The organism is Streptomyces turgidiscabies Car8 (assembly GCF_000331005.1).
In the GTDB taxonomy this organism is placed as follows: Bacteria; Actinomycetota; Actinomycetes; order Streptomycetales; family Streptomycetaceae; genus Streptomyces; species Streptomyces turgidiscabies.
This window is the reverse complement of record NZ_AEJB01000385.1, coordinates 1-15689: the sequence shown is the minus strand read 5'-3', so window position 1 is coordinate 15689 and position 15689 is coordinate 1. Positions and strand designations below refer to the sequence as shown.

Sequence of the window (15689 nt, the reverse complement as noted above, 5' to 3'; positions counted from 1 at the left end):
GCAGTACGTCTGCAGCGTGCCCCCGTTGTCGACGGACATCTCGAACAGGCCCGCGGACAGCTGCTGGTCGCCGTCGTCCCCGTGGACGACGGCCGCGCCGTAGGTCTTCAGCGCGCCTATGGTGGCGGTCGCCCCGCCCTGCTGCTGCGGAGTCGCGTCCGCGACGGCGGTACCGGCGGTGACCAGCGCGCCGGTGACGGCGAGACCGGACACCATCGTCGCGGCGGCGAGCCGGGCCGCCGCCGCTCGCCCGCGCCCGGACAGCGCGGAGAACGAAGAAAACACAGAATTCCCCTTCGAGCAGGACCCGTTGACGTGGGGGTGCGGTCCCACCAGCAGCATCAGAAGCCCCGTGAGCTATGCCGGGCATCCTAGGGACGTGGCGGACCGCACTTCCCAGTCATGTCATCGAATAACCGATCCGACTCGGAATCGTTATCGCCAAGATCATTTGGATGCCGGTCAGTTCACCGATAAGCCTCAGTTCGGTCGGCGCCGACGCTCACCGCGGTCTGGTGTCACGTCACCGCGGCGGGCTCGCGCCGTTGTTGCGCCCCGCCGCCGCCCTCGTCGGCCACGGGTGTCTCCCAACTGGGTTCGGGACGTGGCGTCCCCGAAGCCTCGCCCTTGAGCGGGCCGGCGGAGCGCCGGAAGGCAGACGTGCCCCGCGCCAGATCGTGTCCGATCGCCACGGCGTCGATGTCCGCCGACGTCCAGCTCTGCCCGTCGCGCATCTCCGTGCGCACCTTCAACCGGCCCTGCACGATCACCGGTTCACCCAACGACAGCGACGCCCCGACATTCGTCGCGAGGGCCCGATTCGCCCACACCGTGAAGAAGTTGGTGTGTCCGTCCGCCCACGTGTTCTTCTCTCGGTCCCAGTAGCGCGAGGTCACCGCGAGGCGGAACCTCGCCGACGCCCCCGACGCCAGGTCCCGGTACACCGGCTGCGTCGCCACATTGCCCACCGCGCACACCATCGTCTCGTTCACGCGAACCACCCCTTCCGGCTCCGGCGCACTCGCGCCGGGCGGATACCCGTACGGGCCCGTCCCGTACGGCTGCCTCCGACACGGCGACCGCGAGAACTGCTCGGTCACCGCTGCGCGCCGATCACATCCGTCGTGATCGCCGCGAAGCCAGAATGCATCCGTCGGTCCGAGCCCGCTGAGCCCTGTGGACTACCGGCCGGTTGTGGAAAACTCCGTCACCCGACCGAGGGACCCCCATCCCGTTCGCCCGTCACTCCTCCGGGGCTGAGCCCCTGCGACCTGCCGGTTTCCCCACCCCTCCAGCCGAGATCCCTCCAGTCGAGAGCTCGTCGGCCGGGATCTCTCCGGTCGAACTTCCGTCCCGCGTTCACCCGACCACCGCCCGAGCCCCCGTGACCCGCCCGTACTGCTCCCGTACCTCGCGATACCGCAGCAGTTCCGCCGCCACCGGATCCAGGACCCGGGCCCGGCCGCAGCCGGCCGCCGCTTCCCGCAGCCGCCGTTCCGCCTCCAGGCCGTACCGGCGGGCCGGGCCGCGAGCCGCCAGTCTGCAACTCCACTCGACACCCGGACCGCCGACGATGCCCACCGACATCAACAGCACCGGCACGCCCAGGTTCGGCGCCATGACCCCGACGATCTGGCCCACCAGCCACAGCCCGCCCACGATCTGAAGGATCGTCATGGACGCCTGTGCGAGCACCGCGACCGGCCACCAGCCGGGCCGGGGCGGGCGTCCCGAGGGCGTCCCGGCGCGGGCCGCCAGCTCGTCCAACGCCTCGGACAGTCCCTGCGCCCCCCGTACGGCCGCCTCGCGCACCGCCAGCGCCCACGGCGCGGGAAGTCCGGCCGACGCCCGCTCCGCGACCGTACGGACCGCCTGCTCGACCCGCTGACGGGCCGTGGCCTCCTCGTCCGGCTGCTCCCGTACGGCGAAACGGCCGGTGGAGGGTTCGCGCATGTCCTGGCACCACCGCCACAGCCGCAGCCACGGGGTGCCGCAGGCGCGGTTGGCGTTGCGCAGCCATACCCGTTCGGCGGCCTGACCTGCGGCGGTGGCGCCCACCGCGTCGGCTAGCCGGTCGGAGAACTCGTCTCGGGCCCGTTCGCTCAGCCCGGCGCGCCGACCGGTGGCGTAGACGGGCCGCAGCTGCCACGCGGCGGCGTCGAGGTCGGCCGAGATCCGGCGTGCCGCGGCCCCGCGCTCGCCCACGAACTGTCCGAGCGCCTCGCGCAGTTCGCCGATGCCGTGCCCGGTGAGCGCGGACAGCGCCAGTACGGTGGCGCCCGGTTCGCCGTACTCCCCCAGGGCGATGCCGTCCTCGTCCAGCAGCCGCCGCAGATCGTCGAGGACCTGGTGGGCGGCCTCCCCGGGGAGACGGTCCACCTGGTTGAGCACGACGAACATGACCTCCGCGTGCCCGGCCATGGGCCGCAGATAGCGCTCGTGGAGCACGGCGTCCGCGTACTTCTCCGGGTCGACGACCCAGATGACCGCGTCGACCAGGGCCAGTACGCGGTCCACCTGTTCGCGGTGCTGAACGGCCGCCGAGTCGTGGTCGGGCAGATCGATCAGGACCAGCCCGCGCAGCTGCGCCTCCGCCTCCGCGCTCTGCAGGGGGCGCCGACGCAGACGTCCGGGGATGCCGAGCCGGTCGATGAGGGTGGCCGCGCCGTCACTCCAGCTGCAGGCGATGGGCGCGCTGGTGGTCGGCCGGCGTACTCCTGTCTCCGAGATGGCCACTCCGGCGAGGGCGTTGAACAGCTGGGACTTGCCGCTGCCGGTGGCGCCCGCGATGGCGACGACGGTGTGCTGCCCGGAGAGCCTGCGCCGGGCCGCCGCCTCGTCGAGCACCCGGCCGGCCTCGGCGAGGGTTCTGCTGTCCAACCGGGTACGTGACAGCCCCACCAGCTCACGGAGCGCGTCGAGCCGGGAACGCAGCGGCCCGTCGTACGCCAGGGGCATCACGGGCTGGGGGACGCTGCTGGAAACCCGCGCCTCGACGACCGTCTCGCGCGCGGGAGGGGGGTCCGTCTCGGACACGCGGCGAGCGATCAGACCGTCGTCCCAGGCGCCGGAGGGCTCGGGGTCAGTGCGGGGTTCCGTGCGGGTGTTCTTGGGAGTGTCCTCAGGGGGGCGCTTGTGGGGGGAGGGAGAGCTGGAGGAGGAGGCGGATGTGGGAGTGGGAGGGGGTGTGGGGGTGGGGTCAGAAGCGCCGTCGCAATCGCCGTCACCATTGGCGGAAGTGGCCTCCCCGGGGGCGTCGCTTTCGGGCGCCCCACCCTCGCTGCCCTTCTCCGCGCTGTCCTCCTTTTCGCCCTGCTTCTGCTTCACCTCTTCCTTCGCGTCGTCGTTCTCGTTGTTCTCGTTCTTCGCGTTGTTCTCGCTGTTCTCGGCCTTGTCGGTGTCGGAAAGGCTCTCCTGTGGAGGCGCGTTTTCGGCCGAGGCGTCGTGGTGGTCGTGGTCAGTGACGGCGGTCACCGCGGTCACCTCTCCTTCTGCAGTACGGACAGCGCGGCGATGAGTTCGGCCTGGGGCTCCGGATGGACGTCGAGTGCGTCGAGCGGGGCGAGGCGGCGCTCGCGTTCGGTGTGCATGACCCGGTCCAAGTGATCGGCGAGCAGCCGTCCGCCGCGGTCGCGCAGTCGCAGGGCGCCGTGGGCACCGATGCGCTCGGCGAGCCCCTCGCCGGCGGACCGGGCCCGTCGGCCGCCCAGCAGCGCGGTGGCGACCAGCGCGGCGACCGCCTCGACGTCCGGGGCGCCACTCCGGTCGAGGTCGCGCAGCTCCTCCTCGGCGTACTCCTCCAGCTCGCGCCGCCATCGCCGTACGGCCATCCCGACGCGGTGTTCGACGCTCTCCTGGGACGGGTCGCGCCCCGTCAGCCCCGGGGCGTCGGCGGCGGGTTCGCGCCGCCAGGCGTCGTCCACGCGTTCGTCGGCGGCGGTGACGGAGCAGAGCAGGAGGGCGCAGAGGCTCTCCACCAGGGCGTCGAGGAGTTCGCCCGCGGAGCAGTCGAGCGGGAAGGCGCGCCACCGCTTCAACGCGTCCCCGGCGAGGACCGCGCCGGCCTGCAATCGCCCCCGCACGCGCGCGTGCTCGCTGTCGTAGGCCCCGTCGACGGCTGCGGTGAGCCGCAGGGAGGCCGAGTACTGCGCGGCGGCGGCACCGGCCAGCTCGGGCATGCGGGACTTGAGGGAGTCGAGGACGCCGTACGCCGTACGGGCCATGGCCTGCTGGCGGCTGGCGGGGTCCTGCGCCTGCTGGGTGAGCCAGGCGCGCAGCGGCGCCACCGCCGTGGCCGGAAGAAGTCCTCCGCCCCAGGCGGACTCGGGCAGTTCGGGCACGGTGAAGCGCGGTACGTCGCCGAGGCCGGCCTTGGTGAGGAGGGCGCCGTACTGCCGGGACACCTCGGACACCACCTGGTGGGGTACCCGGTCGAGGACGGTGACCAGAGAGGCCTGATAGTCCTTGGCGGTGCGCAGAAGATGCCAGGGGACGGCGTCGGCGTACCGGGCAGCCGTGGTGACCATGATCCAGATGTCGGCGGCGCAGATCAGTTCGGCGGCGAGAACGCGGTTGTCGGCGACGAGGGAGTCCACGTCGGGGGCGTCGAGGAGGGCTAGTCCGCGCGGCAGGCTCTCGGCGGTCTCGATCCGCAGGACCCGGGCCCCGTCCTCGCCGGGGAGCAGCAGATCGTCGCCGGAGTCCTGCCCCGGCTCGTGTTGGGGCATCCACACACGCGTGAGGTCGGGCAGTACGCGCATCCCGCTGAACCAGTGATGGTCCTCGGGATGGCAGACCAGCACCGGTGTCCGGGTCGTGGGCCGCAGTACGCCGGCCTCGCTGACCCGGCGCCCCACAAGGGAGTTGACGAGGGTCGACTTGCCGGCCCCTGTGGACCCGCCCACAACGGCGAGCAAGGGCGCTTCAGGTTCCCTCAGTCGGGGCACCAAGTAGTCGTCGAGTTGCGCGAGCAGTTCGTCGCGGTTGGCACGCGCGCGTGGCGCTCCCGGCAGGGGCAGCGGGAAGCGTGCGGCGGCGACACGGTCGCGCAGGGCGGAGAGTGCGTCGAGCAGCTGAGGCCGTACGTCCAAGGTCACCACATGTGAAGAATGCCCAATTTTAGGGGAATTCTGAAGCATATGAGCATGTCTGCGCGCCGACAGAACACAAGGGACGGAAGGGACGACTAGGACGTAGGCGCAGTCCAGGCATAACGAGTGCACAACACCCGATGCGCGAGACGGCAAAAGCGGTGCACGATTCGTACCTGCCTGCGATTATCAGGACCGCTTCACTGAACCTCCACATTGAGCCACGGAGGTGAAGCAACCAGGACAAGGCCGCAGGAGCCCTATCCTTGTCCCCGGCAACGTCAAGGACCAGCCCACACCCGGGCCCACCACGACCGAGGCCACCACACCCGGCCCCCGTAGCTCAGTGGATAGAGCAGGCGCCTTCTAAGCGCTTGGCCGCAGGTTCGAGTCCTGCCGGGGGCGCACGTCTCAGCCCTCCCTCGGGAGGGCCTTTTTGCTGGTCACAGCGGGTTTCACTCGCACGCCCCAGCCCCGGACACTCCCCCGACAATCACGGGGCAGGTTCCGGGCTGTCCGGCTGTCACCGGGTTTTCGCGGGTGGCCGTGTCGAATACGTGTCGAAGTTCTCGGCGAGAATCCTCAACCAGCTCGGGCAGTTCGGGGAGGCCGAGGCCACCGGAGTCCGGTTGTGGCTGATCAAGCAGGAATCCAGCCAGGCCACTGTGGAGGGACGTTAGTCGCAGGGCAGAGGCCGGAGTCGCCCGGATAGCCGTCCAGCGTCCCTCTGCTCGCGAAGAGCCACCACGCCGGCCCCACCGTCGCAACAACGACCAGCAACATCGACAGCGAGACACGAACGACCGTCCGCGGGCGGCGCACCAGGCGTTGACCGATGGCCCACGCCAGAAGCCCGACGAGCGCTTCGGCTCCCACTGCGAGAGGAAGCAGGAAGTTGAGTTCAAAGCGTCCGCCGGCGTCGTAGCCCGCGTCACAGTACGCGCGCGCCCAGACGGTCAGAGACCAGGCGCCGCAGCCGACAGCGGCTCCGAACAGTGCGGAGGCTGCCCAGGGGAGGCATGAGTCGGGTCTCGACTTGGCTATGTCCATGCCATGACACGACATCGACCACACCGCTTACGGTTCCGCGAATGGGCGGGCACCCCTGGAGGGCACCGGCGGCAGCGTGGTCGAGGCCGATCGGGGGTATAGCAAGGCACACCCGTACCGGGTCGATCGACGCACCCGGCATCGTGGCTAAATGTCGTCGGCTGAGTTCAGAAGGCCCGCATCTCACTCGGAAACCCCAGCTCAGCAGCCCCCGGCTACTTGGAACACCACCCGAGGATGACCGCCAGGCGATGCGGGCTGTTTATCCCCATCGAGGGCTCAGCCCTCACCCACCTGCAGCAACACCACCGTGAAATGAGTGCCGGCCCGCCCAACGACACCATCGAACGGACGGCGGGTTACCGGGTTCCATGTCCGGGCTCGGGGTGTACGCAGCCCGGTTGCGGATGGCGGAGCATGTTCGTACGCACGGGCCGGTAGGTGACTGGGGCCCTGACGCCAACGCTGAAGGGGCGAGGACTTCAACACGCCTGCTGCCAGGGCACCAGAAGGGCGCGCTCGTCACACACATTCGGTGGACGCACTACAGCGACGAGGGGCGGCCCGCGGAGACAGCGGACATCGGGGCCCCTGGGAGGGTATTTGTGCCGGTCAGAGACATGACGGCGAGTACTCTGTCGCAGCCGCGCAAGCTGAACCGACTCGTCACGACAAGGGCGGCAGTCGATTGAGGGCGGTTCCGCACGGGTTTTTGCGGGTGTCCTTCCCGAAAATCCTCCCGCGTTCCGGTGCGGTATCTCTGCGGTCGTCAGGCCCTCACGTCCTTCCGCAACGGGGCCAAAAGGCATGCAGGTTGAAGGAGAGCCGCATATCGGATCATCCTTGGTGCCATGAGTCTCACCTCCACCTCCTTCGACGTACCCGCCACGGGTGACTACACCCGCGACTGGGCCTTGGTCGACGTGGAGACCTCCGGACTCATAGCCCGGAGGGACCGGGTGCTGTCCGTCGCCGTCATGACCATCGGGCCGGACGGCGAGCAGACCGGGGAGTTCTCCACGCTGCTCAACCCAGGATGCGACCCGGGACCGGTGGATGTGCACGGGCTGACCGTCGAGCAATTGAAGGGTGCGCCTGCCTTCGATCAGGTCGCCGGGCGGATCGGAGCGATGCTCCAGGACCGAGTCCTGGTCGCCCACAACGCCCAGTTCGACTACGACTTCCTGGCCCACGAGTTCGCCCGCGTGCGAATGTGGCTGCCGGTGTCCCAGCGGCTCTGCACCCTGGCTTTGAATCGTCAGGTAGATCCGCCGACGGACAACATGAAGTTGGGCACGCTCGCCGCCCACTACGGCGTACCGCAGCAACGCGCCCATGATGCGCTTGACGACACCCGGGTGCTTGCCGGGATCCTTCGGGCTTCGCTGCGCGAGGCGGCGCGGCTCGATCTGCCCTTGCCGCTGGTGGCCTGCCCGCCCCGGGCGGAATCGCAGTTCACCCCGAAGCCGCCCAAGACGCTTTGCGCCTTCCGCAATCCCGGGGCGGATGACACCCGGCGGGCCGCTGCTGGCAAGCATGTTCAGGCGGATACCCCGGTCGGGTGTCTTCAGCCGACACGCTTCGCCCGCCCCTCTGCCGAATGCGTGCCGAAGGCGCCGCTCGTCCGGGGTTCAGCGCTTCCCACTGATCCTGGACCAGAGGTACTCGCGATGCGGGAGAGACCTCGGTTTGCGGGACTAGCGGGGTTGCCACGCCCGTACGAGGTCGGCCGGGCCCCAGTGCGCGGCCAGTGGTAGGTCGGCGGCCACCCCGCAGCGGGAGACGGCGACCAGGGGTGTGCGCTCGTCGGTGCCGGGGACAGCGAGCATGTCGCGTACCAGCGCATCGTATTCATGGGCACCGAAGGGCTGGGTCTCCAGCCATTTGACCGAGCCGACGAAGTGCACGTGCCGGGCCACCGGTTCGCGATCGGCGCCGATGAGGTCGATCTCGGGGTTGTTCTGACGGTTCCACCAGCCGCCGACGGCCTCGGTCCCCGGCCAGTCGTCATTGGGCATCAGGCGCAACAAGGACTCGCGGATCAGCGGCTCGACCGCCCTGCCGCGCCATGTGGTCCATGAGCGCTCGATGCGTTCCAGTGCCACGTCACCTCGGCCTCGTTCGACTAGTGGGATCGCGCGTGCCAGGAACGCCAGCCAGAACCGCAGATACGAGTCGGCGATCCGATAGCGCTTGTTCTTGCTGTCCGGCTTGGCGGACAGCGGGAGGTCGGCGGCCAGGACTCGCTTGGCCTGCAGCATGGCCAGCAGCGGGGAGAGCGTGCCGGACGGGAGCGCGCCGGCGCCGCCGGCCTGGGCCGCGATGGCGCTGAACGTACGCTCACCGCTGCCGACCGCTTCGAGCACGGCCCGTGCGTGCGAAGCCTCGGGGAATTCGCCCAGCAAGGACAGTTCGCCTGCCATCAGCAGGGGGGAGAGGGGATTGGCGACCGCCGACTGCAGGAAGGCCGTACGGTCCGTTCCCGGGCGCCAGGACTGGACGACCTCGGGGAATCCACCAGTGATCAGCTGGGCATCGACGGCCCCTGCCGCGTCGAGTCCGGTCATGGCCTGTACGTCGGCCAGATTCAGGGGATGGACGGTCATTTTCGCCGCCCGGCCGAAAAACGGGCGCCCGTATGACTGCAGAGCCTCCATCACCGACGCATCACTACCGACCAGCAGCAGGAGCACGGGCTTGGACGAGAGATGGCGGTCCCAGACGGTCTGAAGCGCGCCCTCGAATTCCTTGTCCTGCTCGACCAGCCAGGGCACCTCGTCGATCACGGCGATGCTGGGGGAGTCGTCGGGAACCGCCAGCGCCAGCGAGCGCAGGGCCTGGTTCCAGTCCTGCGCCTGCAGCCCGGCCACCAGTTCGGCCCTCGGCAGCAGTGACTGCGCGAGGGCCGCCGCGAAGTCGGCACGCTCCGCCACAGGGTTACGCCCCCGGGTGGCCTGGAACACCACATACGGCGCTCCCGAGCGGTCGCAGAACTCCTGGACCAGGCGCGACTTCCCCACGCGGCGCCGGCCCATCACGGTCAGAGCCCGCCCCCGAGTGGCCCCGACGCCCTCCGCCACCGCCAGGTACTGGTCAGCCAGCAGTGCGAGATCTTCGGCCCGGCCCTGGAACTCCATCGCGCACCCCTGGACAATAAACGTAGATTACATCTTACGTAGATTGAACCTTACTTTACAGAGGGTGTCCGTACGGGAACTCCTGACGCCTGTCCCCCATCGGCCGACTCAGGACACCTGCGGGTGCAGGAGCCGTGCGAGTAGGTCGTCCAGGGTGACCAGTCCTGTGAGTCTGCCCGTGTCGTCGCGGACGACGGCCAGTGAGGCGCGGCGGCGGCGTAGTTGTTCGATGGCGTCGCCGACGGTGTTCCGTGAGGTCAGTTCGGGTACCGGGCGCGCCAGATGCCGGGCGGTGACAGCTCGGTGCCGGGCTCTGGCGACCAGGGCGTCGCGGGCGTGGACGGAGCCGACGACCGTCTCGCCGTCGCGCACCAGCAGGCGGCTGCGGTCGTGCTCGGCCGCGAGGGCGAGGATCTCCGCCACGTCCGCCTCGGCCGGCACCGAGATGATCCGCTCGACGGGCACCTGGAGTTCGCCGACCGGTGTCTGGGGCTCGGTGAGCGAGTTGGTGATCAGCTCGGAGTCGTCCTTGCTGATCAGGCCCAGCCGTTCGGACTCCTCGACGAGGTGGGTGAGCTGCTCGCGGTTGTGGACGGAGGTCAGCTCGTCGCGCGGGGTGACCGCGCACAGTCGTACGAGCGCGTTGCTGATCCGGTTGAGCACCGCGATCAGCGGGCGCACCACCTTGACCACGGCCCGGAAGGGCGGGGAGAGCAGCATCGCCGAACGCTCGGGGTGTGCGATCGCCCAGGACTTGGGGGCCATCTCGCCGACCACCATGTGCAGGAACACGACGACGATCATCGCCACGGCGAACGCGACTCCGTAACTGAGCGCGCTGGGCAGGCCCAGGTCGTGCAGCAGCGGGTCGAGTTCGTGGGAGATCGCGGGCTTGGACAGCGAGCCCAGGCCCAGTGTGCAGACGGTGATGCCCAGTTGGGCACCGGCCAGCATCAACGACAGCTCGCGCATACCGGCCAGGGCCGCGCCCGCGCCGCGCTGTCCCTCGGCGGCGGCCTTCTCCATGCGGTGCCGTTTCGCGGCGACGAGGGCGAACTCGGCGGCGACGAAGAACCCGCTGCCGATGAGCAGCAGGACGGTGACGAAGAGCGCCATCGGGAAACTCATGCCTGCTCCTCCGTCTGCTCGGCCGGCCGTTCCATGCGCACGCGGTCCGGCACGTGCCGGTCGAGGGTGCGTACGTCGATCAGTGCGCGGCCCCCGCCGGGCAGGTCGACCGTGAGGGTGTCCCCGATGGTCGGGAAGCGGCCCAGCCGGTCGACGATCAGGCCGGCCACGGTGTCGTAGCCCTCGTCCGCGGGCAGGTCGACGCCGGTGGCCTCGGCCACCTCGTCCAGGCGGCGGCCCGCGTCCACCAGCCAGCCGTCGCCGTCCGCGACCGCGATCTCGGTGATGAGGTCGGACTCGTCGGCGATGTCACCCACCAGCTCCTCGGCGATGTCCTCGTACGTGACGATGCCCGCCACCCCGCCGTGTTCGTCCAGGACGACCGCGAACTCGTCGCCCTGGGACCGCATCTGCTCCACCGCGTCCGGCAGGGGGAGCGTGTCCGGCAGCAGGAGGGGCCGTCGGGCCGCCTGGGCCGCCGTGGTGACCGTGAAGCCGTCGGCGGGCAGGGCCATGAGCTCCCGGACGCCGAGCACTCCGCTGACGTCGTCCGGATGATCGCCCAGGACGGGATAGTTGGAGTGGCCGTGCTTGGAGATCAGCTCGACCGCCTCGGCGAGGCTCGCGTCGTCGCGGACGAAAACCGTCTCCACGCGCGGGACCATCACTTCGTCCAGGGTGCGATCGGAGAACTCCAGGGCGTGGTCGAGAAGTGCGGCGGTGCCCTTGGGCAGTTGGCCCTGCTCGTGGGACTCGCCGATCAGGTGGCCGAGTTCCTCCAGGGTGGCGCCGTGGTGGAGTTCCTCGACCGGCTCGATGCCGACCTTGCGCAGGAGCGTGTTGGCCGCGCCGTCGAAAACGCGCACGAGCGGGCCGACGATCTTCAGATACGCCAGTGTGGAGGCGGCCAGCGACTTCGCCAGCCGTTCGGGGACGGCGATGGCCAGGTTTTTCGGTGCCAGTTCGCCGATCACCATCTGTACGACCGTGGCCAGGACGAAGGCGAGCACGACGGAGATTCCGCCGACCGCCCCGTCCGGGACACCGATTCCGGTCAGGACGGGCTCGATCAGCGCGGACACCGACGGCTCGGCGATGAAACCGACGACCAGGCCGGTGACGGTGATACCGAGCTGGGCGCCGGACAGCATGAAGGACAGGCGTTCCAGGACCTTCAGTGCGCGGGCGGCCCTCCGGTCACCGGCCTCGGCCGCACGGGTCAGGGCGAGCCGGTCGACGGACACGTACGCGAATTCCTGGGCGACGAAATAGCCGGTGCCCACGGTCAGCAGCAGCACGGCGAGCAGGCCGAGCCAGGCTTCCAGGGCGCTCATCGACGCCTCAGCCCGGAGTGGACACCCCACCGCGTGCCGTGCTCAGGAGAGACCTGGCGGGAGGGTGGCCGGGGATCGTGCCCCGCGGAGTCCGTCGAACTGGCGGACAAGGATGCTCCTTCACTAGAACGTTCACCTTGGCAACGATTCTGACCACGTCCACGTTCCCCGGCCCACGGCGGGACCGGGCACCCGTGTACCGCTCGTCACGTCTCCCTGCTTCTACACCCACTGTAAAGGAATCGCGAGGCTGGGCCATGAGCGAACGTACGAACGGATCTCCAGCGGCGCTTCGCCGAGAACCTCGACAAGCTGCCCGCCGACTTCGCGTTCGGCAAGGTGAGCGTGCTCCCGGAGGGCGCCAAGGCCAAGAAGAAGCCGGCCGAGGCCCCGTGCCGTCATCCGGATCGGCATCGTCATCGGTGGCGCGGTCGGCGGCTTCGACAAGGCCGAGCAGGCCGTCGTACACGAGGCGTGCTTCACCCTGGACCTGCCGCCGCACGAGTTCGACCTCTGATTCGGCCTCTGATCGGCTTTTGAGCGGCCTGCGACTGGCGCGGACCGCACCCGGCGGGTCAGAGGGGCGTGGCCGCGTGGAGGATGAAGATCATGGTCACGGCGGAGTTCGCGGACGACATCGCCGAGACGGCCGTACCCGCCGCCGCAGCCCAGGTCGCCAGGCCGACCGTGGTGAACACCGACGGCCAGCGGCGCCCCACCGGTGCGGGTCCGAGCAGGGCCGCCACCCTGCGCGGCACCGGCCCCGGCGCGGCGAAGCCGGCGAGCGGGGACAGGGGTGTGCCACGGGAGGCGGAGAGCAGCGCGGCCTTGCCGATCGCCCGCGCCACGGTCCGACGGCTGCCGACCACGTGCGCCGCGTCCTCGTCGGCCCATCGCTCCGCCGTGTACGACACGGCCGTACGCAGTGGCTGCAGGAACGGGTTGGCCCGGGCGGCCAGTCGTACGGCGAGCAGGTGACGGTGGTGACGGGCGGCGAGGTGGGCGCGCTCGTGGGCGAACAGGGCTCGGCGCTCGGCCGGTTCCAGGGAGTCGAGCAGGGCGGTGGTCACGACGATGCGGTCGCGACCGCCGCCGGGCAGTGCGTACGCGTAGGGAGCCGTGTCGGGCAGGACCGCGACCTCCGTGGCCGGCAGTCCGGCAAGAGCCCGGTGCCCGAGGCGGCGGGTCCGGGAGTGCCGCCAGAGCGTCCGGGTGCAGGCCAGAGCCACCACACACAGGGCGGGGATGGCGGCCTTGCCGACGACCTCGTCGTAGGGGACGGCCTCGCGCACCTCGGGGTCCGACCAGCCGTCCGGCAGCGGGTTGCCGGGGAGTTGAGCGGTGCCGACCACCATGAGCAGTGCCAGGCACACCGTGCTGCACACGGCCATCACCGTGGCCACTCCGGTCAGCAGCCGGGTCGCGGTACGGGGATGGAGATGCTGCTCGGCGAGGCGGGCGACCGGCCATGCCGTCAGCGGCAGCACCAACGGCAGAAAGACGAAGACCCCCATGAAGTGTCAGTCTCCCCGGCTGTCGCCGGACCGGCCCAGAAGTTCGCGCAGCAGGCGCTCGTCGTCGGGACCGAGACCGGTGACGAAACTCGCCAGCACGGCCTGTCTGTCTCCCTCGTTGTCCAGCACCCGGCGCATCTTGTGGGCGGCCAGGCCTGCTTGGTCCGCCACGGGCAGCCAGGCGAAGGACCGGCCGGCCCGTTCGCGGGTGACCGCTCCCTTGGTCAGCAGGCGCGTGAGGATCGTGATGACGGTCGTATAGGCGAGGCCACTGCCCAGGCGCTCCCGCACCCAGCCCGCCGTCGCCGGTCCGTCCGCCTCCCGCAGCGCGGACAGCACCAGCGCCTCCAGTTCACCCTGTCCCCGTCGCCGGGGAGGCTGCCGGTGATTCGTCACGCCCTGTCTCCCTTCCGCTGCCGCGTACTTCACGGGCGCTCATCGTAAGGACACCCGGGGCCGCGCACCCGCAATCACACCTCGCACTATTTCTACAGTGATGTAGATTGCGTTCCGGTGCAACCGCGCCCCAGGATCTCAACCAGGAGGAAAACCATGGGAGTTTCCCTGTCCAAGGGCGGCAACGTCTCGCTCAACAAGGAGGCTCCGGGCTTGACCGCCGTACTGGTCGGCCTGGGCTGGGACGTCCGGACGACGACCGGAACCGACTTCGACCTCGACGCCTCCGCGCTGCTCCTGGACGCCTCCGGCAAGGTCCTCTCGGACCGGCACTTCGTCTTCTACAACAACCTCACCAGCCCGGACGGGTCCGTCGAGCACACGGGGGACAACCTCACGGGCGAGGGCGAGGGCGACGACGAGTCGATCAAGGTGAACCTGGCGGGCGTACCCGCCGAGGTCGACCGGATCGTCTTCCCGGTCTCCATCCACGACGCCGACAACCGCGGCCAGAGCTTCGGCCAGGTCAGGGGTGCCTTCATCCGGGTCGTCAACCAGGCGGGCGGACAGGAGATCGCGCGTTACGACCTGTCCGAGGACGCGTCCTCCGAGACCGCGATGGTCTTCGGCGAGCTGTACCGCAACGGTGCCGAGTGGAAGTTCCGCGCGGTCGGCCAGGGGTACGCCTCCGGACTGGCCGGGATCGCCTCCGACTTCGGCGTCAGCATCTGACCGGGGCCGACACCCGCCGCCGGCCTCCGGCCCTTCCCAGGAACAGGAACCTCCGTGTTCGGACTGAGCGAACTGGCAGTCGTCCTCATCGTCGTCATAGCCGTCCTCGCCGCGAAGAAACTCCCTGAACTGGCGCGCTCAGCAGGCAAGTCGGCCCGGATCCTCAAGGCCGAGGCACGTGCCGCGAAGGCCGACGAGAAGGAAGAGGGGTCGGAGACGGGCTCGGCTCCCCGTGTCATCCGGGGTGAGACGGTCACTCCGGGCACCGGCACGCCGACGGCCGCGGAACCCGGGCGCCCGGACGAAGGGCGCAGCGCGCAGCCGCGCAACATCTGAGGGCTCCGCTGTTCGGCTGTTCGGCTGTTCGGCTGTTCGGCTGCGGTGAGGTCTGAAAACCCGTTGGCGGGCCATGGTGGCCGCTGCTACCTTTCCCGGTGGCCGTGCGAGAGAACGAGGAGGTGGTACCCGTGAACGCTGTATCGACATGGGTGCTCCCCTCCGGGGTCACGGTCGGGCGATAGGTCGTCGTCCGGGAGCGCCGTTCAAGCGAACTCCCGAAAGGCACGACCATGCGATTCACTTCCGAACAGCGTCTCGACGACGGTGTCCTCGAACGCGAATTCACCCTCGGCGAGATTCCCGGCATCCTGTGGACGCCCGGCTCCGCACCCGCGCCGCTGATCCTGCTCGGCCACCCTCCCCTCGGGCTGCGCAAGATGTACCCCCGGCTGGCGGCCCGCGCCCGGCAAGCCGCGGCGGACGGCTTCGCCGCGGCGACCATCGAACTCCCCGGAAGCGGAGACCGGCCCAGTTGGCCCGCCGCCGAGCAGGCCCGCGCCGACCTGCGCCGGGCGATGGAGGCCGGCGAGCGGGTGAGCGACGAGATCGTCGACGCCCTCGTCCTCCCGCTGGTCGAAAAGGCCGTACCGGAATGGCAGACCGCCCTGGACGCACTCCTCTCTCTGCCCGAGATCTGCGGCCCGGTCGGGTACTCGGGCGGAGTGATCTCCGTCGGCATCCGGCTGGCAGTGGTCGAGCCGCGCGTCTCGGCGGCCGTTCTGTTCGCCGGGAGTTTCGTGCCTCGCGTCATGTTCGAGGAGGCCCGGCAGGTCACCGTTCCGCTGCATGTCCTGCTGCAGTGGGACGACGAAGGCAACGACCGCCAGGCGGCCCTGGACCTGTTCGACGCCTTCGGCTCCAAGGAGAAGTCCCTGCACGCCAATCTCGGCGGGCACAGCGGCGTACCTGAGTTCGCGGGAGACACCGCGGCCCAGTTCCTCACCCGGCACCTGCGCTGACACCGGCCGA

12 protein-coding genes, 1 tRNA gene and 4 pseudogenes are annotated in these 15689 nt (G+C 70.0%); 8 read left to right on the top strand and 9 right to left on the bottom strand.

Annotated elements, in window-relative coordinates; translation table 11 throughout:
• The 4 genes and pseudogenes from STRTUCAR8_RS28400 to STRTUCAR8_RS28385 all read right to left on the bottom strand — a co-directional run.
• Positions 1–285: pseudogene (locus STRTUCAR8_RS28400) on the bottom strand (peptidase); the annotation flags it as partial.
• 233 nt (positions 286–518) lie between these two features.
• Complete coding sequence (locus tag STRTUCAR8_RS28395; RefSeq protein ID WP_044473043.1) at positions 519–992, bottom strand: single-stranded DNA-binding protein; 474 nt, start codon at positions 990–992, stop codon at positions 519–521.
• Between the two features lie 367 nt (positions 993–1359).
• A complete protein-coding gene (locus tag STRTUCAR8_RS28390) occupies positions 1360–3474 on the bottom strand; it encodes a YfjP family GTPase (protein ID WP_006379527.1) in 2115 nt (704 codons plus the stop codon).
• Positions 3475–3479: 5 nt separating this feature from the next.
• Entirely contained in the window at positions 3480–5099 is a 1620-nt protein-coding gene (locus STRTUCAR8_RS28385; protein ID WP_044473042.1) for a dynamin family protein, read from the bottom strand.
• A gap of 323 nt (positions 5100–5422) precedes the next feature.
• Here STRTUCAR8_RS28385 and STRTUCAR8_RS28380 point away from each other — a divergent pair.
• The 4 genes and pseudogenes from STRTUCAR8_RS28380 to STRTUCAR8_RS28375 all read left to right on the top strand — a co-directional run.
• Positions 5423–5495 (top strand) — tRNA-Arg (locus tag STRTUCAR8_RS28380).
• 152 nt (positions 5496–5647) lie between these two features.
• Positions 5648–5770, top strand: coding sequence for a hypothetical protein (locus tag STRTUCAR8_RS55195; RefSeq protein ID WP_006379529.1), 123 nt, complete (start codon positions 5648–5650; stop codon positions 5768–5770).
• Positions 5771–6634: 864 nt separating this feature from the next.
• Positions 6635–6832, top strand: a pseudogene (locus STRTUCAR8_RS54560) (hypothetical protein); the annotation flags it as partial.
• 159 nt (positions 6833–6991) lie between these two features.
• Positions 6992–7679, top strand: a pseudogene (locus tag STRTUCAR8_RS28375) (exonuclease domain-containing protein); the annotation flags it as partial.
• A 158-nt stretch (positions 7680–7837) separates the two neighbouring features.
• On the opposite strand, the gene STRTUCAR8_RS28370 reads toward STRTUCAR8_RS28375, so the two are convergent.
• The 3 genes from STRTUCAR8_RS28370 to STRTUCAR8_RS28360 all read right to left on the bottom strand — a co-directional run bounded on the left by STRTUCAR8_RS28370 (position 7838) and on the right by STRTUCAR8_RS28360 (position 11739).
• Complete coding sequence (locus STRTUCAR8_RS28370) at positions 7838–9277, bottom strand: ATP-binding protein (RefSeq protein ID WP_006379523.1); 1440 nt, start codon at positions 9275–9277, stop codon at positions 7838–7840.
• 108 nt (positions 9278–9385) lie between these two features.
• Positions 9386–10405 carry a hemolysin family protein gene (locus tag STRTUCAR8_RS28365; protein ID WP_006379522.1) on the bottom strand — a complete coding sequence of 340 codons (1020 nt, stop codon included), beginning with the start codon at positions 10403–10405 and terminating at the stop codon, positions 9386–9388.
• The gene (locus tag STRTUCAR8_RS28360) at positions 10402–11739 is read right to left on the bottom strand and encodes a hemolysin family protein (RefSeq protein WP_006379530.1); all 1338 of its coding nucleotides are present in this window, start codon (positions 11737–11739) and stop codon (positions 10402–10404) included. Before STRTUCAR8_RS28360 ends, STRTUCAR8_RS28365 begins: the two co-directional genes overlap by 4 nt.
• A 276-nt stretch (positions 11740–12015) precedes the next feature.
• Here STRTUCAR8_RS28360 and STRTUCAR8_RS50335 point away from each other — a divergent pair.
• Positions 12016–12256: pseudogene (locus tag STRTUCAR8_RS50335) on the top strand (TerB family tellurite resistance protein); the annotation flags it as partial.
• Positions 12257–12314: 58 nt separating this feature from the next.
• Here STRTUCAR8_RS50335 and STRTUCAR8_RS28350 read toward each other — a convergent pair.
• Together STRTUCAR8_RS28350 and STRTUCAR8_RS28345 are read right to left on the bottom strand one after the other, a co-directional pair.
• Complete coding sequence (locus tag STRTUCAR8_RS28350; protein WP_006379524.1) at positions 12315–13253, bottom strand: M56 family metallopeptidase; 939 nt, start codon at positions 13251–13253, stop codon at positions 12315–12317.
• A gap of 6 nt (positions 13254–13259) precedes the next feature.
• A complete protein-coding gene (locus STRTUCAR8_RS28345) occupies positions 13260–13649 on the bottom strand; it encodes a BlaI/MecI/CopY family transcriptional regulator (RefSeq protein WP_044473040.1) in 390 nt (129 codons plus the stop codon).
• Positions 13650–13805: 156 nt separating this feature from the next.
• Here STRTUCAR8_RS28345 and STRTUCAR8_RS28340 point away from each other — a divergent pair, with 156 nt between their 5' ends.
• The 3 genes from STRTUCAR8_RS28340 to STRTUCAR8_RS28330 all read left to right on the top strand — a co-directional run bounded on the left by STRTUCAR8_RS28340 (position 13806) and on the right by STRTUCAR8_RS28330 (position 15679).
• On the top strand, positions 13806–14381 hold the full coding sequence (locus STRTUCAR8_RS28340; protein ID WP_006379526.1) for a TerD family protein: 576 nt from the start codon (positions 13806–13808) through the stop codon (positions 14379–14381).
• A gap of 54 nt (positions 14382–14435) precedes the next feature.
• Positions 14436–14717: a twin-arginine translocase TatA/TatE family subunit gene (locus STRTUCAR8_RS28335; RefSeq protein ID WP_006379518.1), complete on the top strand. Its 282-nt coding sequence runs from the start codon at positions 14436–14438 to the stop codon at positions 14715–14717.
• Between the two features lie 233 nt (positions 14718–14950).
• Positions 14951–15679: a dienelactone hydrolase family protein gene (locus STRTUCAR8_RS28330; RefSeq protein ID WP_006379528.1), complete on the top strand. Its 729-nt coding sequence runs from the start codon at positions 14951–14953 to the stop codon at positions 15677–15679.
• Positions 15680–15689 lie beyond the last annotated feature (10 nt).

Excerpts from the sequence above, each read along its gene's own strand:
- STRTUCAR8_RS28370 (WP_006379523.1), bottom strand. The coding sequence starts at position 9,277 with ATGGAGTTCCAGGGCCGGGCCGAAGATCTCGCACTGCTGGCTGACCAG.
- STRTUCAR8_RS28365 (WP_006379522.1), bottom strand. The coding sequence starts at position 10,405 with ATGAGTTTCCCGATGGCGCTCTTCGTCACCGTCCTGCTGCTCATCGGC.
- STRTUCAR8_RS28360 (WP_006379530.1), bottom strand. The coding sequence starts at position 11,739 with ATGAGCGCCCTGGAAGCCTGGCTCGGCCTGCTCGCCGTGCTGCTGCTG.
- STRTUCAR8_RS28350 (WP_006379524.1), bottom strand. The coding sequence starts at position 13,253 with ATGGGGGTCTTCGTCTTTCTGCCGTTGGTGCTGCCGCTGACGGCATGG.
- STRTUCAR8_RS28340 (WP_006379526.1), top strand. The coding sequence starts at position 13,806 with ATGGGAGTTTCCCTGTCCAAGGGCGGCAACGTCTCGCTCAACAAGGAG.
- STRTUCAR8_RS28330 (WP_006379528.1), top strand. The coding sequence starts at position 14,951 with ATGCGATTCACTTCCGAACAGCGTCTCGACGACGGTGTCCTCGAACGC.